We start from the raw sequence: 22,930 nt of genomic DNA on the forward strand, positions 1-22,930 counted from the left end.
TTAAAGGGGGAATAGTTGAATTTAAAAGAAAAATAATTTACTTTCAAATAATTGTTAGATATATGCAATATATTGATTAGTATGACTCATGCGTATCTCATAAAAAGCATTGACAATCAGCTTATGACCACTTCAACTTTTTTTACTGTCCACATGGTTGCTTATCAGTGGATTGAATTCAATTTCCTGCAAAAATTCCGTAGGTAGAGGGCCTCTGTATTTCAACTTTGGAAGGGGTAAAATGAAAACCGCGCTGCTCCTAATTGGAGCAGCGCGGTTTCTTTTAGCTGTTAAAAATGGGAGCGGGAGGGCAATACTCCGAAATCTTATAGCGGAGCCGGCAAAATCTCGTGGCTGGTGCGGTAGGCCGTGCCTTTGAACATGGCCAGCAGGGTGCCGTGCTGATTGGTGACGCACAGCTGGTACACGCCGATTTTGTGCTTGAGGCTTTCTTCCCGCGCTTCCACGGTTATCACGTCGCCCAGCTGGCCGGCCGCCACGTAGCCCATTGTCGCGCTGAGGCCCACGCTTTGGCGGCTGTGGCTGTTGCAGGCAAACGCAAAGGCCGAATCGGCGGCAGAAAACGTGACCCCGCCGTGCAACACCCGAAAGCCGTTGAGCATGTCGGGGCGCACCGTGAAACGCAACCAGCAATAGCCCGGCCCCACCTCCTCCACCTGCAGCCCCAGCAACTTACTGAAGGCGTCGTGCCGGAGCATCAGCTCTTTGACGGCTTCGGCCCAGCTGTTGCGGTTGGGTACGGCGGCTTGGCTCATGCGGGAGGAAGAAGTGTTCGGTCTGAAACAGGGAAGTGGTGCGGAAGATGCCAGCTGGCGGCTTTTGAATCGATGCCGCGGGGGCCAACTTCTCCCCAAACATACTCCGCTTCCGCCTTCGCTGCCATCGTCTGAAAAGCCCACCCACCTTTTCTAAGGGCCCCGGGGCCAGCGGCTTGGGCTGGTTTCGGCCCGCAGTAAGGAAATCCGTAGTTACCGCGGCCAGAATCAGTATTGTTCAGAAAATCAAGCGGAACGGTCTGTGCGTATACCGGGTTAGAGAGCCAAAGCCGCACTCTCAGGCTTGGGAGCAGCGCGCCACTTTTCCATATGCTTACCGTTTATTGCGACCAGTTGCCCAATAGCTATTTGCTGATTCTGGCCTCTGAGCGGCAGGCCACGGACCCGCATGCGCTGGCCCGCGCCCTCGGCCGGGCCGGGCGCAGCGGCAAGACCAGCGTATGGGTCGACTGCAGCCTGCTCGCGCTGGCCGATGCCACACCCGACACGGGCTTGCTGCTGCGGGCCTACCACGAGGCCTTTGCCGCGCGGGGCATCGAGATGGTGGTGGCCCACGCCAGCCCGGAGCTACGGCAGTGCCTGGTAGGCCCGCGGTCCAAGCCCGGCCCGGCGCTAGTCGATTCGCTGGTCGATGCTTCGAATTTTAAGTTGCTGCCCGCGCTGGAATAGTGTGGAATAGGGTGGCGCCCGCCGGAGCTTCCGGAGCCCATGCCCGGGGCAGTGCCCCGCTACCAGGAGCCGGAGTCCCGCGGCTGGCGCGGGCCGGTGAGTGAGCTGGTTAAGCGAGCGGCTGGCCGAAAATTTCGGCTTTAATGCATTGAAACCGGGTTTGTAAACCACTTGTTGGCTGGAGTTGTTTAGCTTGCTCCTGTGTCAGTTGTATCCGGGCTGCTTCGCCGAAGCAGTGCCGGGAATGAGCAACGCTTACCTTCTCGTTTTCTGACCATGATTCGTGTTTTATTAGTCGACGACCATGCCATTCTGCGCAGCGGCTTGCGGTCCTTGCTGGCCGACCAGCCCGGGCTGGAAGTGGTGGGCGAAGCGGGCAGCGGCGAACAGCTGCTGCAGCTGCTGCCCACCACGCCCGCCGACGTGGTGCTGCTGGACCTGAACATGCCCGGCATGGAAGGCATCGAAATCATCCGCCAGCTCCGCGCCCACCACCCGGCGGTGCAGGTGCTGGTCCTGACCGTGACGGCCGGTGAGGAGCGGGTTTGCCAGATGCTCAGCGCCGGCGCCCACGGCTATTTGCTGAAGTCGGCCGGGCTGAAGGAGACGGTGTACGGCATTCAGACGGTGGCCGCGGGCCGCACGTTTCTGTGCTCGGAAGTTGGGCTGGCCACCTTGCTCAAGCTGCATGAAGGAGCCGAAACGATGGCCAGGCAGCTTGACGGCCTGCCCGCCGGCCATCGGCTCACGCCCACCGACCCGCGGGTGACGCTTTCCAAGCGCGAGCTGGAGGTATTGCGCCTCGTGGCCGATGGCTTTACCAACCAGGAAATGGCCGACCTGCTCTTTACCAGCAAGCGCACCATTGAAACCCATCGGCAGAACATCATCACCAAAACCGGGGCCAAGAACACCGCTTCGCTCATCCGCTTTGCCATTAGCGAAGGGCTGATTTCGTAGGGTAGGGCCTGCAAAATTGCCCTGATGAGGCTGCAGGCGTCAAGTTACTAGAGCAGCCCGCCCGTTATTTCCGGGCCAGGGCCTGCGTTATTTCGGCCTCAATCCGGGCGTTGGGCTCGGCCATGCTCACGGTTTTGAGGACCTGGTGCGTGCCGGCGTCGACCAGCAGGATGACGCCGGTGTAAATCATGGGGCCCTGCACGTTCTCCACGCCGAGCTTGGTCAACCGCTCTTTCGACGCGGCCACGGTGGTGGGGTTGCTCAGGTCGTTGAGCGCGAAAACGATGGGCTTGCGGGCATAGTTAGGCATCAGGGCCATCACGCGCGGGCCGTGGGCCTTGCAGGTACCGCACCAGTCGGCGCGGTTCACAATGGCAATGACTGTGGGCGCCTTCTGAGCCAGAACCGTGGTGGCGGGCAAGGTGGTCATTACCAGAATGGCCAGGCAGGAAACAATGGCTTTCAGGAGCTTCATTTGGGTGGGTAAAAATCTGTAAAACAACAGGTTGAATGTACAAATTCTTATTTAAAAGTAAAGGTTCCTTTCTATGTTTTGCCTAGGGTAGCCCAGGAAATGTAGCCCTACAAATCAGGTGTGTTGTTAAAATGGAGGCATGGCCCGGGTTGCTGGCCCGGCAGCGCCTTGCCCTGGGGCGTGCCCAGTGGGGCGGTGGCCCGGCCCAGTGACGAGTTATCGACTCGCAGTAAGTTATGCCAATGGTCAGGACGCCGCAAACTTAATTTGCTTACGGCTGAAGCGCGTGACGCGGGCGGCCCTGCGCAGGCTACACTTCCACCTTCAGGGTGGCGGGCTCGTTGGTTACTTCGAACAGCTCGCCGTGGGGCACAATGGTAATCTGGCCGTACTCCTTCAGCAGCAGGCGATAGGCGTCGGCCACGGGGCGGGGCCTGCGGTCGAGGTCGTAGAGGCCGCAGGCGTTGACCTTGCCCACCTTCCGGCTCAGGGCAATGTCCCAGTCCACTTGGTCGATGAGCGAGTACCAGGTAAAGCCGAGCACGGGCACGCCGTCCTGGCGCATCTGCATGATGTTGACCCACTGCTTCCAGAGCCAGCCCGGCGCCTGCTCGGCTTCAAACACGTTGGTTTCGGTGTGCATCACGGGCTTGCGGTAGCGGTTGTAGTACTCCTTGGTGATGTTGTACCAGCCCAGCACGTCCATGCTCGTTTGGCGCTCGCCGTTGGGCAGCACTATCCATTCGTTGCGGCCGTAGTAGTCGTTGCCCATCACTTGGTAGCCGGGCGGCTCGCCGGCCATAAACCAGTCGTATTCGGTGCGGGTCAGGCCGTTGTCGTAAAGAAAGTTGAGCACGTCGGCGTCGGGGTGGCGCGCGTAGAGCAGGTCCAGGGCCAGAAAGCGCAGCTTGTTCTGCAGAATGATTTCCGGGCTGGGGTCCGAGCGCAGCTCGTGCAGGAACTCCGCCGACTCGCTTTGCACAATGATGCAGTCGGGCCGGTGCGTGGCAATCTGCTGCGTGGCCATGATGCTGGCCGCCACCAGGTGCTTGAGGGCCGTCACAAAGCTGCGGTCGTCCCGGAGCTGCTCGTTCCAGACGCCTTCGCGGGCGCTGAGCTTGGCCGTGACGTAGATTTCGTTGATGGGCGTGAAAAACCGCACCCATGGGAAGCGCTTGGCCACGGCCCCGGCGTATTGGGCAAAGTGAATGGGCAGCTCGGGGTTCTGGAAATTGCCGAGCCAGTCGGGCACCCCAAAGTGCAGTAGGTCGAGAATGGGGGTGATGCCCAGCCGCTTGATTTCGGCCATCGCCGCATCGGCAAAATCCCAGTCGTACTTGCCGGGCCCCTTGTGGATGGCATAATAAGGCAGCCCATAGCGCAGCGACTTCAGTCCCAGGTCTTTCACCAGGCCCAGGTCTTCTTTGTAGCGGTCGTAGTGCCCGGTTTCGGCCAGCAGGTCGCGGCGGGTGCGGCCGTGGTCGATGGTGGGGTACGAGCACTCGATGCCGGTGGCAAACATAAAGTTGTTGGGCGCGCCGGTGGGCAGGCCGCTGCCGTCGCGTCCGGCCGCCCCGCCGTACTGGTCGCCTTCGTAGTGGCCATCGTTGTACTTCTCCTTTATCAGGCTCAGAAAGTCTTTTGGCATGGGATAGCAGGGCTTATTTGCCTACAGAAGGCGGAGAAAACGGATTTTGTTCGAGCACGCCGTGAGGCTGTACATTAGATGCTGTTGGCGCTATTTAGGAGACAGCATGCACGAGGTAGAGACGCAATACTTTGTGTCTCTTCATTGAACGATTTGCTAACGGCGCGGACGACGAGACGCAAAGTATTGCGTCTCTACACCTGTGCTGAATGCAAAATCCTACGGTTTCTTATTGGTCACGGCGCCGCTGTCGGGCCAGAAAGGCATCGGCCGTGCGCAGGCTCAGCGCCATGATGGTCAGGGCGGGGTTCACGCTCAGGGCACTGGGAAATACGCTGTTGTCGCAGATGTACAGGTTGGGCACCTCAAAGGAGCGGCCCTCGGAGTTCACCACGGCCGCCTCGGCTGAGTGGCCCATGCGGCAGGTGCCAATGATGTGGGCCGAGCGGGAAAAAGCCCACACGTCTTCGGCCCCGGCCGCCGCCCAAATCCGGCGCATCACGTCCTCGGCGTGGCGGGTCATGCGCTCCTCGTTTTCGTGGAAGGAGAAGTGAACCCGGGGCTTGGGCAGGCCGCGGCTGTCGGGCTCGCCGGAGAGCTCCAGGTAGTTGTCGGGGTGGGGGAGGCAGTCGCCCAGAATGTTGATGCCCGCAATGTGGTTGTACTGCCGCAGGTAGTCGCGCAGCGCCGGGCCCCACAGCCCGCGCCCGCGCGCGACCTGAGTGGCAAACGTGACGGGCATCACCCCAATGCTTTGCAGCAGGTAGCCACCGGCAAAATCGGCGTCGGCGGGCCGGTGCGTGTCTTCCGAAATCAGCGCGCCGGGAATGGCCTTGAAGGGGTGGATTTCTTCGGCAAACGTGCCCCACACCTGCATGCCCGGGTGGGCCATAAAGTTCTGGCCCACCTGCCCGCTGCCCAGCGCCAGGCGGTTGAGCAGCAGCAGGCGCGGCGTTTCGATGGCCCCGGCGCACAGAAACAGGTGGCGGCAGCGCTGGCGGTGCCGCTGGCCGTCCTGCTCGTACACCACGCCGGTCATGTGGCCCCGGGCGTCGCGCTCGATTTCCGTCACGAAGCAGCCGGCCCGCACTTCGGCCCCGTGGGCCTCGGCCAGCGGAATGAAGGTGACGTCCATGCTGGCCTTGGCGCCCACGGAGCAGCCGGCCTGGCAAAAGCCCCGGTTGGTGCAGGCCTCGCGCCAGCCAATGCCTTCCTGGTAGTAGCGCGCCGATAGCGCGGCGTTGGCGGCCGGCGAGGTGCGGATGCCCAGCTTCGCGCAGGCCCGCTGCATAAGTAGGGCGGCCCCGTTCAGCGGCAGTGGCGCCAGCGGGTAGCCGCGGCGGCGCGGCGGCCCCCAGGGGTACTCGGCCGGCCCCGAAATGCCCAGCAGTTGCTCCAGCTCGTCATAGTATGGCTCCAGGTCTTCAAAAGCTAGCGGCCAGTCCTGGCCCACGCCAAACTCGGTGCGCAGCCGCAGGTCGTCGGGCTGGGGGCGCGGCGTATACGCGGTGTAGTGCAGCGTAGAGCCGCCCACGCCGGTGCCCGAGTTGTTGTTGCCAAAAGAAGTCGGCGTGCGGCCCGCCGACAGCCGTTCGTCGTTCCAAAACAGGAACTCCTGGGCTTTCTCGTCGGTGGCAAAATCGCGGCGGGCGTCGTGGCGCGGCCCGGCTTCCAAGGCCACCACTTTCAGGCCCGCCATGGCCAGGCGGGCCAGTAGGGGTGCCCCCCCGGCCCCGGTGCCTATCACTACGCAGTCCACTATTTCGGCAGTGTTGGTGGGCTGGGAGCGGGCCATATGGGGCAGCGGCTTTAGGTTCGCGGAAGGGGAGGGCAGTTCTGCATCAGGCATAAGCCGGGCGAGCAAGGAAAGAAGTTGAAAATGGAGTCGGTTGAGCTGCGTTTTTTACTCCGTCGCTTCGGGCTCGCGGGGGTCGCGCTGGTTCAGGCCGATGTGGGTCCAATTGGGCTGGTCGGCCATGCCCACGTAGCCGATTTCCTCCTGCGCCAGCGGATGGGCATAAAACAGGCTGGTAATCTCGGCCAGCAAATCCTGGAAAAACAGAGCGGCATCAAAGCCCTGCCAGGCTTCGCCTTCGATGGTGCCCTGCTGGAAGGCGGTAAGCAACGCATCCTGGGCCGGGCCGGGCAGCGCCACAAAGTCCTGGCCGTGGCGCGCCTGGGCGGTTTGCTGCAGGCCGCGCAAACTCAGCTGGTACGCCTCGGCGTCGGGCGGTAGGGCGTCGTAGCGCCAGCCGTCGGCTTGCTGCAGGTGCAGGCGGGTGTCGATGCAGTACGCCACCTCCACCAGCGGCGGGTCGTCTTGGCCGAGCAGCCGCTGGCACACCGCGCGCAGCCGCGCATACGCCGCGGGCTCAAAAAAGCGCGGCTCATACGGCTGCTGCGAGGCGTGCAGCCGCTGCTGCAAGGCCGTGCGCGTGGCCGGGCTCACGGCTGGCGTGTCGAGCAGCGCCCGCACCGTGCCGGGTGGGTAAGTGGTGGGAATCTTCATAAACAGCAGAAATTGAGCTACAGCCTCCCGCCCGTAACGTGCACCAAGGACCCGGTCATAAACGAGCCGTCCTGCGAGGCCAGCAGCACGTAGGCGGGGGCCAGCTCTTCCGGTTGGCCGGGGCGTTTGAGGGCTACTTCGTGGCCGAAGTTTTTAATCTCGCTGGCGGGCATGGTCGCGGGAATGTTCGGGGTCCAGACGGGGCCCGGCACCACGCAGTTTACCCGGATGCCTTTCTCGCCCAGGTACAAAGCCAGCGACTTGGTGAAGGCATGAATGGCGGCCTTGCTGGCCGAGTAGTCCACCAGAATGGGGATGCCCGATTCGCCCACGATGCTGCCCGTGTTGATGATGCAGTCGCCCTTTTGCAGGTGCGGAATGGCCGCCTGAGCCATCCAGATGTAGCCCAGAATGTTGGTGTCGAAGGTGCGCCGGATTTGCTCCTCGGTGATGTCCTCAAACTTCTCTTGGCTCATCTGGTAGGCCGCGTTGTTCACCAGAACGTTCAGGCCCCCGAGCTCGGCCAGGGTGCGGCGCACGGCCTGGCGGCACTGCTCGCGTTCGCGCACGTCGAGCTGCAGCAGCAGGCAGCGCTGCCCCTGCTTTTCTACCTGCCGCTTGGTTTCCTCGGCATCGGAGGTGTTGTGGTTGTAGAGCACGGCCACGTCGGCACCTTCCATGGCATAGGCAATGGCCACGGCCCGCCCAATGCCGGAGTCGGCCCCGGTGATGAGGGCGACCTTGCCCTGGAGCTTGCCGGCCGCGCGGTAGCCGGCCAGGTCCGTGTCGGGCTGCTGCCGCATGTCCGACTGCTTGGCCGGGTAGGGCAGCTTCTCGGCTTGCATCTCGGCGGCCGTGGGGCGGTATTCGGGCGGGGCGTTGCCGGCCGGTTTGGGGGATGCTTTGGCCTTGGCGGTAGGTTTCGGGGCAGCGGGTTTCTTGAGAGTCATGGGGGAAAGGGAAAGGACGGTTGAGTTACGGGTGAGCTACCTCACCAACACATTCACTACGTGTATGCTCAACACCGCGGACGGCTCCGTGGTTAATTCACTTTCACCTACCTGATAAGGCTACCGGGTGCACTAAGCTGAGTCGTGCGCCGCTGCTTTGCGTACGAATTGCCCCATGCCCGCTCCCCTCACCTTCATCGGCCTGCACTACTGGGCCGGCTCCGGCAACGAATTCCAGGCCCTGGCCCAATTGCTGGCGCCGCACCACCGCGTGCTGGCGCCCGACCTGCCCGGCTTCGGGGCCGCTCCGGCCCCGCAAGTCGACTATTCCCTGGACGCTTATGCCGACCACGTGGCGCAGTTTATTGCCGCGCAGCACGTGGAGCGCTACGCGCTGATTGGGCACAGCATGGGCGGAAAAATTGGGCTGGCCCTGGCCGCCCGGCAGCCGCCCGGCCTGGTGGGAATGGCCCTGCTGAGCCCTTCCCCGCCCGGCCCCGAGCCCATGACGGCCGCCGACCGCCAGCACAGCCAGCAGGCCTATGGCAAAGCCGCCGAGGCCGAAAAAACCTTCCGGCGCATCACGGCTCGCCCCCTGCGCGAAGCCCAGCACCAGCAAATCCTACACGACAACCTGCGCAGCTCCCGGCCCGCCTGGGATGCCTGGCTGCTGCTGGGCAGCCAGGAAGACATCCGCGCCCGGATGGGCCGGTTGGAGGTGCCCTGTTTAGTCATGGCCGGCGAGCGCGACGGCGTGCTGCCGCTCCACGTGCACCTGCACCACACCCTGCCACTGCTGCCGGCCCGCACGCCCCTGGAAGTCATCGCCGGGGCGGGCCACCTGCTGCCCTACGAGGCCCCGGAGCAAGTGGCGGCGCTGCTACAAGCCTTTAGCCAGCGCTTGTAGCCTGGGCGTTTAGCTCAATTTCGCTGGAGCAGCATGGTTGGCGGTTTACCCATTGATTCAAGATAATTACCCAATAAAAAAGCCCGCCCGAATTACCGGGTGGGCTTTTTTATTGAGGCAGCGAGAGGCTTATTAGCCCAATTTGATTTTCAGGTTTTCGTCCAGCGCAGCGAGGAATTCCTCGGTGTAGAGGTAGTCGCGGCCGTGCTCCACTTTGTTGCCGTGGATGCAGACGGCGAGGTCCTTGGTCATCTTACCGCTTTCCACGGTTTCGATGCACACGGTTTCCAGGGCTTTGCAGAAGTCAATGAGCTCCTGGTTGCCGTCCAAGATGCCGCGGAACTCCAGGCCGCGCGTCCAGGCAAAGATGCTGGCAATGGGGTTGGTGGAGGTCGGTTTACCGGCCTGGTGGTCGCGGTAGTGGCGCGTCACGGTGCCGTGGGCGGCTTCGGCTTCCATGGTCTTGCCGTCGGGCGTTACCAGCGTGGAGGTCATCAGACCCAGCGAGCCGAAGCCCTGCGCCACGGTGTCGCTCTGCACGTCGCCGTCGTAGTTTTTGCAGGCCCACACAAAGTTGCCGTTCCATTTCAGGGCCGAGGCCACCATGTCGTCAATCAGCCGGTGCTCGTAGGTGATGCCGGCTTCCTTGAACTTGGCCAGGTAATCCTGCTCGTAAATCTCCTGGAAGATGTCCTTGAAGCGGCCATCGTACTTTTTCAGGATGGTGTTTTTGGTGCTCAGGTACAGCGGCCAGCCTTTCATCAGGGCCTGGTTGAAGCAGGCGTGCGCAAAGCCGCGGATGGACTCGTCGGTGTTGTACATGGCCAGGGCCACGCCGTCGCTCTTGAAGTCGAACACGTTGAAGGACTGCACTTCGCCGCCGTCTTCGGGGGTGAAGGTGATGGTGAGCTTGCCCTTGCCCTTGGTCACGAAATCGGTGGCGCGGTACTGGTCGCCGAAGGCGTGGCGGCCGATGCAGATGGGCGCGGTCCAGTTGGGCACGAGGCGAGGCACGTTGCTCATCACAATGGGCTCGCGGAACACGGTGCCGTCCAGAATGTTGCGGATGGTGCCGTTCGGCGACTTCCACATCTGCTTCAGGTTGAACTCCTTCACCCGCTCCTCGTCGGGGGTGATGGTGGCGCACTTGATGCCCACGCCGTACTGGCGGATGGCGTTGGCCGAGTCGATGGTTACCTGGTCGTTGGTTTCGTCCCGGTGCTCAATGCCCAAATCGAAGTACTTGATATCCAGGTCCAGATACGGCGTAATCAACTTGTCCTTGATGAACTTCCAGATGATGCGCGTCATTTCGTCGCCATCCAGCTCAACCACCGGGTTCGCTACTTTAATTTTTGCCATGTTAGCTGTTTGCGGGTTTGGGTTTTCATTGCGTTGCCGGCACGCTCCCCTGGGCCGTGCCCGGCTACGCAACGTCATGGCAAAGGCCATTCTCAAGCCCAATATTAAGCGAGATTTGCTTGCCGGTAGCACCCCGGCCCCGGTATTCACCCTCCAGCTTTCGGTGGTTGAAAAAGAGCGCGCCCGGTTGCTGTTTATCAGCCAACTGGTTAGCTCAATTGGCCCAACGGTTTTAGTTGGTCTGAGCACCGGCCCAGGCCCGTATTACACCCATATGTCCCTATAGCTGCGTGCCGAGGTGCGGCCCGGAAATGCCAGCGACCTACTGCGGGCGCCGCCGGGGGCGGGGCCGATGCACCTCGCGGCCATCGGGGGTGAAGGTGATGACGTCGGGGTTGTCGGCGTCGCAGGATTCGGTTTCGTAGGTAACGTCCCCGGTTTTCACGTTCTCGATTTTGGCCACTTTGCAAAAGGTAAGGTCCGGGTAGCGGAGGCCAAGCATGCGCTGCACCGGGGCGGGCAGGGCGCTCGTGCCCGCCAGGTCGGTCACGGTGGCTTCCACATCGCCGTTGGGGCGGTAGCGGATGACGTGCGGCGCCTGGTCGAGAACAAAGCGGGCCTCGTAGAGGCCGTGGGTTTTGGCCCAGCGCACGTTGGCGGCCAGCGGGTACTGCTTTTGCAGCTCCACGAAAGCCAGCGGCGGCACCAGGTCGGGCGTGATTTGCTGCCCCAGGCCGGCACCGGCCCGCAGCAGGATGGCACATAGAAGCAGGGCAGTTTTCATGGGAATCGAAAGAGGCTGCGAGGCGCGCACCGCATTATTTGCTCCAGCCGGTCGCTTAAGCGTTCCGGGAGGGGCAGGCCGGGCAGTTGGCGGGGCACTGCAAAGGTCGGGCCTCGTTTAACGCTACGCCTTGACCAAGCTCATCGAAAAGGATGAGGTTTGTCAGACGTTGCTGCCGGGCGGCTTCTAGTGGGCGCCGTAACTGAGAACCATCGCCGCCGCAACGACAACTAAGGAGCTTGGCGGCCGTCAGCTGGTACGGGATGTGGGCACTGCGCTGGGCGCCGTGAAGCGGGCACTCAGGCTATAAATCACAGCGGGAAGAACCATGAACTGCAACACCGGAGTCAGGCCAACTCCAATGCCCGGAATGATGGGCATCTGCGCGGTGTAGGCCCAGTTTCCCGCCGCCAGATGGGCAACTTCCGATAAGGTAGCACCGGTGCCGCCCGCTGCCATCAGCCAGAAAATGCGTTCGGCCGACAGGTGCCGGGCCCAAAGGCCATTTCGATACACGAGGGCAAAGCCGAAGTAGAGCAACCCAACCATGATGGCATCGGCCAGCGCGGCCAGAGCCAGGAAGGCCACGTGCGGCAGGTCGTAGCCCACGCCCTGGTATAGCGTGCAGTGGCTTAGTTCCCAGGCATAATTGAGCAGAAAAGCCAGCGCCGCTCCCGTCCCGGTAAACCGCCGGAATACCGGTTTATCCGTGGCCTGCTTCAGGAAATAGGCGTACAGCCCCAGCACCCCCGCCAATGCGCTGACGGGCACCACAAACAAGCCGGGGGTTAGTGCAACCATGGTTTGGCAGGTGGGTGGTTTAGCTCAACGGCCGCCGCGTGAAGAGTTAAGCTACTTGGGCGCTACCCGCACCCCGAGGTAAACCCCGGGCCGACCAGGCATGGCAAAAGGCTCGATGCTCCAGCGCGGGTCCTGGGGCGAAATGTGGGCCAGCTGCAGCCACGGGCCATAATTGGTGGCGCGGCCGTGGGCGCTGGTGATGAAAAAGTCGATTACCTGGCGGGTGTTTACGTCGTAGCTGACCCGCAGCGTAGTGGTGTCGTGCTTGAATTGCTTGGCCCACTCCACGATGCCCTCTTTGCGTTCGGCCGCCGTGGGTTCGGTGTCCGGGCCCGCCACGGGACCCAGGGCGGTGCGAAGCTGGTCGATGTTGAGGCGCGCCAGGGCGGGCACGTCAAACACGGGCCTGACGGCCCGAGCGGGCGTGGCGGCGGGCGCGGGCGCCACGGCTTCTGCGGGCGGGGCCTGCGTGAGGGGCGGGTCCGTGGGCCCGCAGCCGATGGGCAGCAGGAGCAACAACCAACGGTAGCGAAGACGCATGACTTGGAGCAGAAGGGGGCGGGCGTTTTGTGGCGTGGAAAGGCGCTGTCACAAACGGGCGGTACTTTGCTAGTACATTAAAATGCCCTTTAAAAGGTCCTGAAAGCATCTTTTAATGCCTGATTCTGAATTCATTGTTTTTGAAGTACGACCACGGCGCCATGCAGTGGCCTGCCTGTCAAAGCCTCCCGCAGCGGGCAGGCCCGGTGCAAGCGCTGAATAGCCGCCTGTGCGCCCGCCCAACCCGCGCAGATGGCTAACTTCCAGGCTTCACCACAACCCCGCCCACCCATGGACCCGACCACCCGCGCCCGCCTCGTCGATGAACTCCGGCAGCTGCTTCGCCACGGCAATGCCCACGTGCCCTTGGCCGAGGCCTGTGCCAAGCTCCCCGCGCACCTGCTCAACCACGCCGTGCCGGACCTGCCTTACACCCTCTGGCAGCTGGTGGAGCACATTCGCATCACGCAGTGGGACATTGTCGAGTTCTGCCTGAACCCGGCGCACGTCTCGCCCTCGTGGCCGGCTGAGTATTGGCCCGGCCCGGAGGCGCCCGGCACGGCCGAGGGCTTGCAGACCACGCTCAAGCAGATTGCGCACGACCGGGACCGGTTTCTGGCCGCGCTCGACGAGCCGGCGCAGGACCTATTTGCGCCCCTGCCGCAGGGCACGGGCCAGTCGCTGTTTCGGGAAGCGGTGCTCATCGCCGACCATACCGCCTACCACACCGGACAAATCATTCTGGTGCGGCGCCTGCTCCACAACTGGAGTTGAGCTAGCTGCTTCTGTCGCTTGGGCTGCTTTAAAATCCCGCCGCTATGGTTTAGCCCAACCGCAAGTCCGACTCATCTTTCAGACCAACTCCGGAAAGCTGCCGCCGCAGCGCCTCCTGCAGCAGGTAAAAAAGCGTGGCCGCCGCGGCTGGATAGGTCAGCCCTTCGGGGCGGATGTTGGACACGCAGTTGCGCGCCTCGTCGGTGAGGCCGGGCCGGGGGCCGTAGGTGAAGTAGGCGCCCAGGCTGTTGGGCGCACTCAGTCCCGGTCGCTCGCCAATGAGCATCAGCACCAGCCGGGCCCGCAGCAACTGGCCAATTTCATCGCCGAGGGCCACGCGGGCCTGCTCCGCCAGCGTAATCGGGGCCAGCCGGAAGCCGGCCGCTTTCAGCATCGGCAACAGCTGGCGCAGGAGCGGCAGGGAGTGGTCGTTTACGGCCGTGGCCGACAGGCCATCGGCCAGGACAATGGCAATGTCGGACTCACCGACGGCCAGCTCCTCCAGTTGCGCTTGGGAGGTTTCGGTTAGCTGCCGGCCCCAGTCCGGGCGCTGCAGGTACTGCTCGCGGGTTTGGGCGCGGCTCTGCACCGCGCAGAAGGTGAGCTGCAACTGCTCCAAGCCGGCCCGCAGTGGCTTCAGGGCCAGGGCAGAGTACACCGCGTCGCGGGCGTGGGCATGGGCCAGCCGGAAGGCCAGCGACTCCCGCAGCGGCACGCTGGTACCGCTGCGCCCCAGCGCAATGCGTGCAGCGGTAAAGGCCCGCAGCGCAGCCCAGGGGTCGGGTTCCGGCGTGGGGCTAGTCGGCAGGTTAATTGGGCTGGACATGGGGACGGTGCATCAGGCGGAGGACAGATTGGGCTAGCGTAGCACGGAGGGCAGGGGGCCCAGCCGCCGGGAGGCGGCCGCCGCCGGCAGCAGCTGGCCGTGAGCCGTGAAAATGCCCTGCTGCTCGAGCCAGGCCGCAAATTCCGGGGCCGGGCGCAGGCCCAGCACCTGCCGCAGGTAGAGCGCATCGTGGAACGACGTGGACTGGTAGTGGAGCAGGATGTCATCGGCGCCGGGCACGCCCATGATGTAGTTGCAGCCGGCCACGCCGAGCAGGGTGAGCAGCGTGTCCATGTCGTCCTGGTCGGCTTCGGCGTGGTTGGTGTAGCACACGTCTACACCCATGGGCAGGCCCAGCAGCTTGCCGCAGAAATGGTCTTCCAGCGCCGCCCGAATGATTTGCTTGCCGTCGTAGAGGTACTCCGGGCCGATGAAGCCGACCACCGAATTGACCAGCAAGGGCGAAAACCGGCGCGCCACGGCGTAAGCCCGGGCCTCGCAGGTTTGCTGGTCGACGCCGTGGTGGGCATTGGCCGACAAGGCGCTGCCCTGGCCGGTTTCGAAGTACATCACGTGCTGGCCCAGGGTGCCGCGCCGCAGCGCCAGCGTGGCTTCCCAGGCTTCCTGCAGCAGCGCCAAGCTCACCCCGAAGCTCTGGTTGGCCGCCTCGGTGCCGCCGATGGATTGAAACGTGAGGTCCACGGGCGCCCCCTGCTCGATGAGGCCCAGCGTGGTCGTGACGTGGCAGAGCACGCAGGTCTGGGTGGGGATGGCGTATTGCTCGCGCACCTCGTCGAGCATCTGCAGCAGTTGGTGCACCACCCGGGGGCTGTCGGTGGCGGGGTTGATGCCGATAACGGCGTCGCCGCTGCCGTAGAGCAGGCCATCGACGAGGCTGGCCGCGATGCCGCGCAAATCGTCGGTAGGATGGTTGGGCTGCAGGCGCGTGGCCAGGTGCCCGCGCAGCCCCAGCGTGTTGCGAAAGCGCGTTACTACTTCGCAGCGCCGGGCCACGGCAATCAGCTCCTGGTTGCGCAGCAGCTTCGAAACGGCGGCCACCATCTCCGGCGTCAGGCCCGGGGCCAGCGCGTGCAACGTGGCAGCATCGGCTGCGTCCGACACCAGCCAGTCGCGCAATTGCCCCACGGTGAAATGGGCGATGCTGGCAAACGCGCCCGCGTTGTGGGTGTCTACAATCAGGCGGGTGACTTCGTCCTGCTCGTAGGGCACCAGCGCCTCGGTCAGGAATTGCCGCAGGGGCACGTCGGCCAGGGCAAATTGAGCTGCTACCCGCTCGGCCGCAGTTGTCGCAGCCAGCCCAGCCAGCACGTCGCCTGAGCGCAGCGGGGAGGCCCGCGCCAGCAGCGTTTTCAGGTCATCGAAAACGTAAGTGCGGCTGTCGATGGTGTGGCGGTAGGGCATAGCCGGAGCGAAGTAGGCAAGTGCGCGTGCCGCGATGTTGCCCTATTGCCTGGCCAGGCAGTTAGCAGGAGTGGCACCGCAGCAGTTTGCCCCTTGAAGGTAAGGACGGAAACGCAGGTAGCCGAACCCGCCCAGCCGGCCAGCAGTAGGTTGTTTTTACTGCTGCCGCTTGGTGCCGAAAGCCACGCTTGTTTCTCTTTATAAACCGTGGCCGTTGCAAAATCCGAATCCGCCGGTCGGCTGTCAGGAGAGTGCATAAGGGTTGTGAGGGCGGCAGTAGCCTTCTTTGCTGCTCGGCTTTCTGCAATGGCTAAACCACGGCTTCGCAGTACCAGCCTTACCAGTTCTAAAAATCCATCAAAATTCTAAAATGGACTTCTCACTCCGCAAAAGGTTTCGCCACTTCTTGCTGCTAAGTATCCTGAGCGCCTGCTGTCTGGTAGCCCAGGCACAAGCTCCCCGGCACACATTTGCGTTGGGGGCCGAGAGCTTCCTGCTCGATGGCCAGCCCTTTCAGATGATTTCGGGCGAGCTGCACTACCCCCGCATCCCGCGGGAAGCCTGGCGCTCGCGGTTGAAAATGGCCAAGGCCATGGGGCTGAACACCATTGGCACCTACGTCTTTTGGAACGCGCACGAGCCCCAGCCGGGCCAGTACGATTTCAAGGGCAATAATGACGTGGCCGCCTTCGTGCGCATGGCCCAGGAAGAAGGCCTGTGGGTGGTGCTACGGCCCAGCCCCTACGTGTGCGCCGAGTGGGAATTTGGCGGCTACCCGTATTGGCTGCAGAACGTGCCCGGCCTGAAAGTGCGCAGCCAGGAGCCACAGTACGTGGCCGCCTACCGGCGCTACATTCAGGCCGTGGGTCAGCAGCTGGCCCCGCTGCAAGTAAACCACGGCGGCCCGGTGCTGATGGTGCAGGTAGAAAACGAATACGGCTCCTACGGCAGCGACAAGCAGTACCTGGCCCTCAACCAGCAGCTGTTTCAGCAGGCCGGCTTCGACGGCCTGCTCTACACCTGCGACCCAGCCAATGACGTAGCCGCGGGCCACCTGCCCGGCCTGCTGCCCGCCGTAAACGGCCTCGACCAGCCCCGGGAGGTGAAGGCGCTGGTGCGCGCCAATCACAACGGACAGGGTCCGTACTTCATCGCCGAATGGTACCCGGCCTGGTTCGACTGGTGGGGCGCCCCTCACCACACCGTGCCGGCCGAGAAGTACACGGCGCGGCTGGATTCGGTGCTGAAAGCCGGCCTATCCATCAACCTGTACATGTTTCACGGCGGCAGCACCCGCGGCTTCATGAACGGGGCCAACTACAAGGGCGGCACCACCCGCTACGAGCCGCAGGTGAGCAGCTACGACTACGACGCGCCGCTCGACGAAGCCGGCAACGCCACCCCCAAGTTTCTGGCCTTCCGCCAGGTCATTGCCAAGTACCGGCCCGCCGGGCAGCCCCTGCCGCCGGTGCCGGCGGCCCGCCCGGCCGCCGCATTGCCCACCCTGCAGCTCACCCGGGTTGCCAGCCTGCTCAGCCGCTTGCCCGCGCCCGTGGTCAGCAGCACGCCGCTCACCTTCGAAGGACTCAGGCAGGCGTATGGCTTTGTGCTGTACCGCGCCACCGTGCGGGGTGGCCGCACGCAGCTGCTGAAAATTACCGAGCTGCGCGACTACGCCGTGGTGCTGGTGAACGGCCAGCGCGTGGGCACCCTCGACCGCCGCCTAAACCAGGACAGCCTGCGCCTCGCCCTGCCGAAGGGCCCGGTCCAGCTGGATATATTAGTGGAGAACATGGGGCGCATCAATTTTGGCAAGTACCTGCTGGAGAACACCAAAGGCATCACTCAGAATGTGCGCCTCGATGGCCGGGAGGTGAAAGACTGGCGTATGTATCGCCTGCCTTTCGATACGGCGCCGGTGGTGGCCCAGGGCACGGCTCCAACGTCGGCGGCCACGGCGGCCCCGGTGCTGCGTTCGGCCACGTTCACGCTCGCCACCCCAGCCGACACGTACCTGGACATGCGGGCCTGGGGCAAAGGCTGCGTCTGGGTCAATGGCCACCACCTGGGCCGCTACTGGGCCATTGGGCCGCAGCAAACGCTGTACGTGCCCGCCGAGTGGCTGAAAAAAGGCGCCAACGACATCACGGTACTGGAGCTGCTCAAGCCGCAGCAAGCCACGCTGCCTAGCCTGGCCCACCCCATCCTGAGCGAACTGCAGCCGTAGGCAAACCATCTGAATAGCAAAATCGGGGTTGACCGGAGCGCGCCTTAGGCCGGGCTGGTCACGGGCAAGCTCAGGGAGAAGGTCGTGCCCTGGCCCTCATGGCTTTCGACCGCGAGCGAGCCGCCGTGGCCCTGGGCAATGATGTCGTGCGAGAGCGATAACCCCAACCCCGTGCCCTCGCCCGGCGGCTTGGTGGTAAAGAAGGGCTGAAAGACCTTTTCCCGCACGGTGTTGCTCATGCCCGTGCCATTTTCGCGCACCTGAATCACCGCCTGCTGATTGACTAGGCGGGTGGTCACCTCCACCACCGGGCGGTAGTTGGCGTCGCCCTGCTGCTGGCGCTGGCGCACGGCATAGAAGGCGTTATTGAACAAATTGAGCAGCACCCGGCCCACGTCCGGGCCCACTACTTTCACCGTCGGCAGGTCGGCCGTAAAGTCGGTGTTCAGCGTGGCGTTGAAGCTTTTGTCTTTGGCGCGCAGGCCGTGGTAGGCCAGGCGCAGGTATTCGTCGCAGAGGCTATTTAAGTCGGTAGGCGTGCGCTCGCCCGTGCTGGTGCGGCTGTGCTCGAGCATGCCCTTGACGATGCCCGCCGCCCAGCGCCCAACGGAAACCTCGGATTTTATGGTAGAAGTGGTTGGCCTCGTGCAAGACCTGGCCCAGCCAACTCACCTTATCGGTCCAGGGCAGGCCCTTGGCGAAGCGGCGGCGGTCTTCCCAGCGCAGCACGGCCAGCACGTCGGGCTCGTGCAGGGGCCAGATTTTGCAGAGCGGCGCGCTGCTGCCGCTGGCCGCAATAATGCCGTTCACGGCCCGGCGCGCGGCCTCGTTGGCGCCTTCCATGGTGGCCAGGTCGGTGTTGGTGCGCACGTAGTCGGACGCCAGAAACAGGTTTTCGATGCCGCAAAAGCTTTCCGGGCGCAAACCCCAGGAGTTGGCCGTGTTCACCAGCAGCGGCTCGGTGTTGTGCATGGTGGCAAAGCGGCTCTTTAGCGGCGGAGGGGTGGGGCGGTGGGTGTCGGGCTCAATGTCGGAATCGACGTAGTAGCCCACGCGCATCGCATTGGTCAGCAGGCATTCGCCGCTGGCTTGCACGAGGCTCTTTTTCAGCTGGGCCCACACTTCTGCCACCACTTCGGGCAGGGTGCAGTCAGACGCTTTTTTGCCGTTCAGGCTCTTCTCAAACTAGTTGCTCACGTCCACCGAAATCAGGCCCTTTACCTGGCCGTCGCCGTAGCCGGACAGCGGGTGCTGCGGCCAGAACTGGGCCTGCGAAATCCCCTCAGCGCCCACGGCGAAGGGCCAGGACGTAAACAATAGCGCCCGTGAGGCAGGGGGTAGCATACAGTTGCCGCTCGAATACCAGGGGTACCTCGTTGGCCAAAGTATCGCGGATAACGCCGCCAAACAGCGCCGAAACGATGCCCAGCAATATGGCCGCCAAGGCATTTACGCCCAGAATCAGTGCTTTCTCCAGGCCCAGGATAGTGAAAATCCCGATGCCCAGTGTGTCGAATACCAGCAAGGGCCGCCGCAGAATTCCCAGCCACCAGCGGCGGCAGGCGATGGCGATGACCACGACGGTAATGATGACAATCAGGTAATTGGCATCGCTTATCCAGGCCACCGGGTACGCGTGAATGACGACATCGCGCAGGGTGCCGCCTCCCGTGGCGGTTACAAACGCAAAGATGAAAAGCGTGAGAATGTCGTGGACTTTTTGCTTGTGCAAAGCGGCTAGCGTACCGGAGATGGCGAATACCCCGGTTCCGATTAAATCCGTCCAACAGATTACGTTCATTGAAAATCTCCCCTATGCGAATACCCGGTCAGGCCGTTAACGTGCTGCCTCGGTGCCTTCCCAGGCGAGCCCAACTGTTGAGCAAGATAGCCCAGCGTGCTAACGATGCTGGCTTAGCGCAGGGGCAAACCCGCCGATTCCAGTACCTTCAACGCATGACGTTACCAGCTGCGTACTCTGTCCTGAAAGCCCACTTGCAGGCGCGCGTGTCCTTGTCCGACGACGATTTTGCCGACTTCCAGGGCTACCTGCGCCCCCTGGCGCTGGGCAAGCGGCAGCACCTGCTGCAAGCCGGCGAGCCCTGCACGCACCTGGCCTTCGTGACCCAGGGCTGCCTGCGCAGCTACTCGCTTACGGCGCAAGGCCAGGAGCACACGCTGCAGTTTGCGCCGGAAGACTGGTGGATTTCGGACATCTACAGCTGGCTGACCCAGCAGCCGAGCAGCATGAGCATCGACGCGCTGGAAGACTCGCAGGTGCTGTTGCTTGCCCAGGCCGACATGGAAACCATCTACACGCGGTTTCCCGTGTTCGAGCGCTATTTCCGGCTGTTGATGCAAAGCCGCTACGTTGCCCTGCAGGAGCGTGTCAACGCCTCGTTGAGCCAAACCGCCAGCGAAAAATACCAGCACTTTCTGCGCAAGTACCCCGGCATCGCCCGGCGCGTGCCCCAGCATTTTATTGCCTCCTACCTGGGCATTACGCCCGAGTCGTTGAGCCGCGTGCGCCGGCAAACCCGGCTCGGCCGGTGAGGGCGCCCAGACGGGCTCCGGGTACTTGGTAACCAGCTCGCCTGCCGCTGCTTTCTTATCCTAGGATAATGCGCGAGCGTACCGGCAGGTCAGACCTTTGCATCGTAGTTATCCAGAAGCATGCCTCGACATCATGAGGCAGTTTTTCGATAGACCATACCATGCAAACGACCTCACTTCCTTATTCTTCGCTGCCGGCTGAGCGCATCGGCCAGCACCCCGCCCAGCAGCTGCCGGCTGCCATTCGCATTGGCACGGTGCACTTGGTCGTGGCCGACCTCAGCCGGTCCTTGGCCTTTTACCAGGACGTGCTGGGATTCCAGCTGCTGCGCCGCGTTCCGGCCGCCGATGGGCAGGCCGCCGGAGCCGAGCTCGGCGTGGCTGGCAGCGGCCAGGTACTAGTGGCCCTGTACGAGCAGCCGGGGGCGCGACCGGTGCCGCGGCGGGGCCGCCTGGGCATCTACCACTTCGCCGTGCTGCTGCCTACCCGCGCCGACCTCGGCCGCTTTCTGCGGCATGCCCAGGCGCAAGGCGTGCACGTGGGCTCCTCCGACCACCTCTACAGCGAAGCCACCTACCTCACTGACCCCGACGGCTTCACGGTGGAAGTGTACCGCGACCGGCCCCGCAGCGAGTGGCGCGTAACGGACGAAGGCGAAATTCAATCAGCCCTCGACCCGCTCGACGTGCGCGGAGTGCTGCAGGCCGCCGGCGACACCCCCTGGCAGGGCCTGCCGGCGGGCACCACCATCGGCCACCTGCACTTCTACACCGGCAGCCTGCCGGAAGCCGCGGCCTTCTACCACCAGGCGCTGGGCCTGGACATTGTGACCTGGAGCCTGCCGGGCGCGTTGTTCGTGTCGGCCGGCGGCTACCACCACCACCTGGGCCTGAACGTGTGGGCCGCCGGCTCGCCCGCCGCGACCGACGAGGATGCGCGCCTGCTCCATTGGGAGCTGTGGCTGCCCGATGCCGGCAGCCGCGACGCCGCCGCGCAGCGCCTGCAGCAGGCCGGCTACCCAGCGGCCGCCACCCCCGAAGGGCCGATGGTGACGGACCCGTGGGGCATTCGCCTGCTGCTGCGTGCGGAGGCGTAGCTCCGGCCGGGAGTTGTTATCGGGGCTAGCCGTGGCTGTTCCTTCTTCTCGCTATTCTCTTGACTATTCCCATGACTCAAGCTACCGCAACGCAGCCCCCGCTGCTCACCGATTTGTCCCTGGCCTACCGGCTCGTAAACCCAGCTCAGAATCCCGGCGCCCAGCGCCTGTTGCTGCTCCTGCACGGCGTGGGCGGCAACGAACTGAACCTGCTGCCCGTGGGCGCGCAGCTGGCCGACAGCCGCACCCTGGTGCTGTCGGTGCGCGCCCCGCTGGTGCTGGGCCCCATGGGCTTCGGTTTCTACCAGGTTGATTTTTCCTCGGGCAAGGCCGTCTTCAACCACGCGCAGCAGCAAGCCGGGCAGCAACTGCTGCTGCGCTTCATTGAGGAGGCGGCAGCCCGCTACGGCATCCCTGCCGGCCAGGTGTACCTGCTGGGCTTCAGCCAGGGCGCCATCATGGCCTACGACGTGGCCCTGACCCACCCGGCCCGGGTACGCGGCGTGCTGGCTTTCAGCGGGCGCCTGCTGGAGGAAACGCGCCAGCGCCACGCCCCGACAGCGGAGGTGCAGCAGGTCCGGTTCTTTATCAGCCATGGCTACCACGACGACAAGCTACCCGCGTTTTATGCTGACGAAGCGGTGGTGTTTCTCAAAACCCTGGGCATTGCCCCGCACTACGAAGCCGTTGCCGGCGGGCACGAAATCTCGGAACGTGGCCTGGCCGCCGCCCACCAGTGGCTGGTCCGCCTGCCCTAACCGAACGAAGTCGTGTTGCGATAAGGCCTCTCAGCGCCTCGCGTACCTGCTGGTGTAGAGCCACACTGCTGGAAGCATCGGCTGGTGATGTTGACAGACGGACACTGATTCCCCAATGGCGCAATAAAGCCCTTGGAGCGGTACCTGCACAGTTTGGTTGCCCCCGATAGGGGGCTCAGCAAGCGGTCTGAACTGCAAAACGAGCGGTTGTCGTTGCTACCGCAGGCTCCAGGGGGTGATGTCCGCTTCACATGTGAGCAGGATGGGCTGGCTACTGTTCATGAAGCCCACCAGCGTGCGCTGATAAATGAAGCCCTTTCGGGGCCCGGCCCACTCTCGGAAGAAGATGGTATCGTGGCGCACTTGATAATCGCCCATCAGCAGCGAGGTCGTGCTGCCGTTTATGTGATTGATGACATCCGACAAATTAAACCAGTGGCCGGGGTGTTCGAGCGTGATTTCGTAGCGCTGTTCCCCCTGCGCAAAGGAGTAGCGCTGGTACGCCGCATCCGGAGGAGACCCTTGCCAGGGTTGGAATACGTAATGGACAAACAAGCTGACGACCACCGCAGCGTTCAGGGCCCACGCCCATCCGCTTGGGTAGAGGACCCGGCGCCACGCTAGGCCACTCAATACCCCGAGGTGCAGCAGCGCGCAGCTGGCGGCCACCACCAGCCCCTGGTCCCGGTGGCCTTCCCCAGAACCAAAGGCAAAAAAGTGGACAACGGCCCCCACCACTTGCCATAGAAAGTAGCCGCTGACCGTTAGCAACAGGCCGAGGCCCCAACGAACTATCTGCCCCGTTACCGAAGAACGCAACCACGTTAACACGGAAACAAGAGGAGTAGGCATTGCATTAGCAAAGTAGCCA

The 22,930-nt window shown here is 63.4% G+C and carries 24 protein-coding genes; 8 read left to right on the forward strand and 16 right to left on the reverse strand.

Annotated elements, in window-relative coordinates; translation table 11 throughout:
• Window positions 1-326: 326 nt before the first annotated feature.
• Window positions 327-776 carry a hotdog fold thioesterase gene (locus AUC43_RS08940; protein ID WP_068192062.1) on the reverse strand — a complete coding sequence of 150 codons (450 nt, stop codon included), beginning with the start codon at window positions 774-776 and terminating at the stop codon, window positions 327-329.
• A gap of 330 nt (window positions 777-1,106) precedes the next feature.
• Here AUC43_RS08940 and AUC43_RS08945 point away from each other — a divergent pair, with 330 nt between their 5' ends.
• Together AUC43_RS08945 and AUC43_RS08950 are read left to right on the forward strand one after the other, a co-directional pair.
• Window positions 1,107-1,466, forward strand: coding sequence for a hypothetical protein (locus AUC43_RS08945; protein WP_068192064.1), 360 nt, complete (start codon window positions 1,107-1,109; stop codon window positions 1,464-1,466).
• Between the two features lie 276 nt (window positions 1,467-1,742).
• On the forward strand, window positions 1,743-2,426 hold the full coding sequence (locus AUC43_RS08950) for a response regulator (protein WP_068192066.1): 684 nt from the start codon (window positions 1,743-1,745) through the stop codon (window positions 2,424-2,426).
• 64 nt (window positions 2,427-2,490) lie between these two features.
• Here the strand turns inward: AUC43_RS08950 and AUC43_RS08955 are convergent, their stop codons facing one another.
• The 5 genes from AUC43_RS08955 to AUC43_RS08975 all read right to left on the reverse strand — a co-directional run bounded on the left by AUC43_RS08955 (window position 2,491) and on the right by AUC43_RS08975 (window position 7,903).
• Window positions 2,491-2,901, reverse strand: a complete 411-nt coding sequence (locus tag AUC43_RS08955; RefSeq protein ID WP_068192068.1) for a hypothetical protein — start codon at window positions 2,899-2,901, stop codon at window positions 2,491-2,493.
• A gap of 310 nt (window positions 2,902-3,211) precedes the next feature.
• Window positions 3,212-4,549, reverse strand: coding sequence for a family 1 glycosylhydrolase (locus AUC43_RS08960; RefSeq protein ID WP_068192069.1), 1,338 nt, complete (start codon window positions 4,547-4,549; stop codon window positions 3,212-3,214).
• 229 nt (window positions 4,550-4,778) lie between these two features.
• Window positions 4,779-6,344, reverse strand: a complete 1,566-nt coding sequence (locus tag AUC43_RS08965) for a GMC family oxidoreductase (RefSeq protein WP_068192072.1) — start codon at window positions 6,342-6,344, stop codon at window positions 4,779-4,781.
• A gap of 108 nt (window positions 6,345-6,452) precedes the next feature.
• Window positions 6,453-7,058, reverse strand: coding sequence for a gluconate 2-dehydrogenase subunit 3 family protein (locus AUC43_RS08970; RefSeq protein WP_068192074.1), 606 nt, complete (start codon window positions 7,056-7,058; stop codon window positions 6,453-6,455).
• A gap of 17 nt (window positions 7,059-7,075) precedes the next feature.
• Window positions 7,076-7,903, reverse strand: coding sequence for an SDR family oxidoreductase (locus AUC43_RS08975; RefSeq protein WP_068198411.1), 828 nt, complete (start codon window positions 7,901-7,903; stop codon window positions 7,076-7,078).
• Between the two features lie 280 nt (window positions 7,904-8,183).
• On the opposite strand from AUC43_RS08975, the gene AUC43_RS08980 reads away from it, so the two are divergent.
• Window positions 8,184-8,915, forward strand: a complete 732-nt coding sequence (locus tag AUC43_RS08980; protein WP_068192076.1) for an alpha/beta fold hydrolase — start codon at window positions 8,184-8,186, stop codon at window positions 8,913-8,915.
• 132 nt (window positions 8,916-9,047) lie between these two features.
• Here the strand turns inward: AUC43_RS08980 and AUC43_RS08985 are convergent, their stop codons facing one another.
• From AUC43_RS08985 to AUC43_RS09005, 4 genes are all read right to left on the reverse strand, one after another.
• On the reverse strand, window positions 9,048-10,277 hold the full coding sequence (locus AUC43_RS08985; protein WP_068192078.1) for an NADP-dependent isocitrate dehydrogenase: 1,230 nt from the start codon (window positions 10,275-10,277) through the stop codon (window positions 9,048-9,050).
• 322 nt (window positions 10,278-10,599) lie between these two features.
• On the reverse strand, window positions 10,600-11,061 hold the full coding sequence (locus tag AUC43_RS08995) for a hypothetical protein (RefSeq protein WP_068192091.1): 462 nt from the start codon (window positions 11,059-11,061) through the stop codon (window positions 10,600-10,602).
• Window positions 11,062-11,310: 249 nt separating this feature from the next.
• Window positions 11,311-11,862 carry a hypothetical protein gene (locus tag AUC43_RS09000; protein ID WP_071885850.1) on the reverse strand — a complete coding sequence of 184 codons (552 nt, stop codon included), beginning with the start codon at window positions 11,860-11,862 and terminating at the stop codon, window positions 11,311-11,313.
• 51 nt (window positions 11,863-11,913) lie between these two features.
• Entirely contained in the window at window positions 11,914-12,402 is a 489-nt protein-coding gene (locus AUC43_RS09005; RefSeq protein ID WP_157781004.1) for a hypothetical protein, read from the reverse strand.
• Window positions 12,403-12,693: 291 nt separating this feature from the next.
• Here AUC43_RS09005 and AUC43_RS09010 point away from each other — a divergent pair, with 291 nt between their 5' ends.
• Entirely contained in the window at window positions 12,694-13,176 is a 483-nt protein-coding gene (locus AUC43_RS09010; RefSeq protein WP_068192101.1) for a DinB family protein, read from the forward strand.
• A gap of 49 nt (window positions 13,177-13,225) precedes the next feature.
• Here AUC43_RS09010 and eutC read toward each other — a convergent pair whose 3' ends face one another.
• Window positions 13,226-14,002 (reverse strand): ethanolamine ammonia-lyase subunit EutC, encoded by a 777-nt coding sequence (eutC, locus tag AUC43_RS09015; RefSeq protein ID WP_068192102.1) that lies wholly within the window; start codon window positions 14,000-14,002, stop codon window positions 13,226-13,228.
• A gap of 33 nt (window positions 14,003-14,035) precedes the next feature.
• Complete coding sequence (locus tag AUC43_RS09020; RefSeq protein ID WP_068192103.1) at window positions 14,036-15,424, reverse strand: ethanolamine ammonia-lyase subunit EutB; 1,389 nt, start codon at window positions 15,422-15,424, stop codon at window positions 14,036-14,038.
• Between the two features lie 406 nt (window positions 15,425-15,830).
• Between AUC43_RS09020 and AUC43_RS09025 the strand changes: the two genes are divergently transcribed.
• The gene (locus AUC43_RS09025; protein WP_199243523.1) at window positions 15,831-17,651 is read left to right on the forward strand and encodes a glycoside hydrolase family 35 protein; all 1,821 of its coding nucleotides are present in this window, start codon (window positions 15,831-15,833) and stop codon (window positions 17,649-17,651) included.
• Window positions 17,652-17,695: 44 nt separating this feature from the next.
• Here the strand turns inward: AUC43_RS09025 and AUC43_RS09030 are convergent, their stop codons facing one another.
• The 3 genes from AUC43_RS09030 to AUC43_RS09040 form a co-directional block, all read right to left on the reverse strand.
• Window positions 17,696-18,226 (reverse strand): sensor histidine kinase, encoded by a 531-nt coding sequence (locus AUC43_RS09030; RefSeq protein WP_068192111.1) that lies wholly within the window; start codon window positions 18,224-18,226, stop codon window positions 17,696-17,698.
• Window positions 18,171-18,782: a hypothetical protein gene (locus tag AUC43_RS09035; protein ID WP_157781005.1), complete on the reverse strand. Its 612-nt coding sequence runs from the start codon at window positions 18,780-18,782 to the stop codon at window positions 18,171-18,173. The genes AUC43_RS09030 and AUC43_RS09035 overlap by 56 nt, the downstream gene beginning before the upstream one ends.
• 151 nt (window positions 18,783-18,933) lie before the next feature.
• Entirely contained in the window at window positions 18,934-19,452 is a 519-nt protein-coding gene (locus AUC43_RS09040) for a trimeric intracellular cation channel family protein (RefSeq protein WP_082685006.1), read from the reverse strand.
• Window positions 19,453-19,607: 155 nt separating this feature from the next.
• Here AUC43_RS09040 and AUC43_RS09045 point away from each other — a divergent pair, with 155 nt between their 5' ends.
• From AUC43_RS09045 to AUC43_RS09055, 3 genes are all read left to right on the forward strand, one after another.
• Window positions 19,608-20,204, forward strand: coding sequence for a Crp/Fnr family transcriptional regulator (locus AUC43_RS09045; RefSeq protein ID WP_071885851.1), 597 nt, complete (start codon window positions 19,608-19,610; stop codon window positions 20,202-20,204).
• Window positions 20,205-20,365: 161 nt separating this feature from the next.
• Window positions 20,366-21,301 carry a VOC family protein gene (locus AUC43_RS09050; protein ID WP_068192116.1) on the forward strand — a complete coding sequence of 312 codons (936 nt, stop codon included), beginning with the start codon at window positions 20,366-20,368 and terminating at the stop codon, window positions 21,299-21,301.
• Between the two features lie 71 nt (window positions 21,302-21,372).
• Window positions 21,373-22,059 (forward strand): alpha/beta hydrolase, encoded by a 687-nt coding sequence (locus AUC43_RS09055; RefSeq protein WP_068192119.1) that lies wholly within the window; start codon window positions 21,373-21,375, stop codon window positions 22,057-22,059.
• Between the two features lie 216 nt (window positions 22,060-22,275).
• On the opposite strand, the gene AUC43_RS09060 is transcribed toward AUC43_RS09055, so the two are convergent.
• On the reverse strand, window positions 22,276-22,890 hold the full coding sequence (locus AUC43_RS09060; protein WP_157781006.1) for a hypothetical protein: 615 nt from the start codon (window positions 22,888-22,890) through the stop codon (window positions 22,276-22,278).
• Between the last annotated feature and the right edge of the window lie 40 nt (window positions 22,891-22,930).

The organism is Hymenobacter sedentarius (genome assembly GCF_001507645.1).
Taxonomy (GTDB): Bacteria; Bacteroidota; Bacteroidia; order Cytophagales; family Hymenobacteraceae; genus Hymenobacter; species Hymenobacter sedentarius.

What these genes read in the sequence shown, in the direction of transcription:
- AUC43_RS08965 (WP_068192072.1), bottom strand. Translation starts at nt 6,344, where the DNA reads ATGGCCCGCTCCCAGCCCACCAACACTGCCGAAATAGTGGACTGCGTA.
- AUC43_RS09045 (WP_071885851.1), top strand. Translation starts at nt 19,608, where the DNA reads ATGACGTTACCAGCTGCGTACTCTGTCCTGAAAGCCCACTTGCAGGCG.
- AUC43_RS09030 (WP_068192111.1), bottom strand. Translation starts at nt 18,226, where the DNA reads ATGCTCGAGCACAGCCGCACCAGCACGGGCGAGCGCACGCCTACCGAC.
- AUC43_RS09010 (WP_068192101.1), top strand. Translation starts at nt 12,694, where the DNA reads ATGGACCCGACCACCCGCGCCCGCCTCGTCGATGAACTCCGGCAGCTG.
- AUC43_RS08985 (WP_068192078.1), bottom strand. Translation starts at nt 10,277, where the DNA reads ATGGCAAAAATTAAAGTAGCGAACCCGGTGGTTGAGCTGGATGGCGAC.
- AUC43_RS08955 (WP_068192068.1), bottom strand. Translation starts at nt 2,901, where the DNA reads ATGAAGCTCCTGAAAGCCATTGTTTCCTGCCTGGCCATTCTGGTAATG.
- AUC43_RS08970 (WP_068192074.1), bottom strand. Translation starts at nt 7,058, where the DNA reads ATGAAGATTCCCACCACTTACCCACCCGGCACGGTGCGGGCGCTGCTC.
- AUC43_RS09050 (WP_068192116.1), top strand. Translation starts at nt 20,366, where the DNA reads ATGCAAACGACCTCACTTCCTTATTCTTCGCTGCCGGCTGAGCGCATC.
- AUC43_RS08980 (WP_068192076.1), top strand. Translation starts at nt 8,184, where the DNA reads ATGCCCGCTCCCCTCACCTTCATCGGCCTGCACTACTGGGCCGGCTCC.
- AUC43_RS09000 (WP_071885850.1), bottom strand. Translation starts at nt 11,862, where the DNA reads ATGGTTGCACTAACCCCCGGCTTGTTTGTGGTGCCCGTCAGCGCATTG.
- AUC43_RS08995 (WP_068192091.1), bottom strand. Translation starts at nt 11,061, where the DNA reads ATGAAAACTGCCCTGCTTCTATGTGCCATCCTGCTGCGGGCCGGTGCC.
- AUC43_RS08960 (WP_068192069.1), bottom strand. Translation starts at nt 4,549, where the DNA reads ATGCCAAAAGACTTTCTGAGCCTGATAAAGGAGAAGTACAACGATGGC.
- AUC43_RS09040 (WP_082685006.1), bottom strand. Translation starts at nt 19,452, where the DNA reads ATGAACGTAATCTGTTGGACGGATTTAATCGGAACCGGGGTATTCGCC.
- AUC43_RS08940 (WP_068192062.1), bottom strand. Translation starts at nt 776, where the DNA reads ATGAGCCAAGCCGCCGTACCCAACCGCAACAGCTGGGCCGAAGCCGTC.
- AUC43_RS09005 (WP_157781004.1), bottom strand. Translation starts at nt 12,402, where the DNA reads ATGCGTCTTCGCTACCGTTGGTTGTTGCTCCTGCTGCCCATCGGCTGC.
- AUC43_RS08945 (WP_068192064.1), top strand. Translation starts at nt 1,107, where the DNA reads ATGCTTACCGTTTATTGCGACCAGTTGCCCAATAGCTATTTGCTGATT.
- AUC43_RS08950 (WP_068192066.1), top strand. Translation starts at nt 1,743, where the DNA reads ATGATTCGTGTTTTATTAGTCGACGACCATGCCATTCTGCGCAGCGGC.
- AUC43_RS09020 (WP_068192103.1), bottom strand. Translation starts at nt 15,424, where the DNA reads ATGCCCTACCGCCACACCATCGACAGCCGCACTTACGTTTTCGATGAC.
- AUC43_RS08975 (WP_068198411.1), bottom strand. Translation starts at nt 7,903, where the DNA reads ATGCAAGCCGAGAAGCTGCCCTACCCGGCCAAGCAGTCGGACATGCGG.
- AUC43_RS09055 (WP_068192119.1), top strand. Translation starts at nt 21,373, where the DNA reads ATGACTCAAGCTACCGCAACGCAGCCCCCGCTGCTCACCGATTTGTCC.
- eutC (WP_068192102.1), bottom strand. Translation starts at nt 14,002, where the DNA reads ATGTCCAGCCCAATTAACCTGCCGACTAGCCCCACGCCGGAACCCGAC.